Raw genomic sequence first — 268 nt, 5'->3', positions numbered from 1 at the left:
CGAGCGCGGCGGCCTGCGCGGCACCGGTCGCGGAGTCGACCGGGACGTCGGCCCGGGCGAAGCGCTCGCGCTCACGAGCGGTGACGAGGAGCGCGACGGGGTCGGCGAGAGACGGGTCGTCGCCCGCCAGGCGGCGGCCGAGCTCGCGCGGCGACTCGGTGTCGGGAACGCGGATCCCGAGGTCGACGGACTGGTCCTCGGCCTCGCGCCAGGCGGTGCCCGCCGGGGCGTCGCCCGCCTCGAGCGCGCGCAGCCGTCCCGCACGCCA

The 268-nt window shown here is 79.9% G+C and carries 1 protein-coding gene; it reads right to left on the bottom strand.

Features of this window, described 5'->3' with window-relative positions; all coding sequences use genetic code 11:
- Nucleotides 1-268 (bottom strand): DUF4129 domain-containing protein (locus tag DZG00_RS16815; protein WP_119455883.1); only part of this gene is annotated, 268 nt, incomplete at both ends.

The organism is Clavibacter lycopersici (assembly GCF_003576405.1).
GTDB classification, from domain to species: Bacteria; Actinomycetota; Actinomycetes; order Actinomycetales; family Microbacteriaceae; genus Clavibacter; species Clavibacter lycopersici.
The sequence above is the reverse complement of the archived record's forward strand: the minus strand, read 5'-3'. Positions and strand labels throughout refer to the sequence as shown.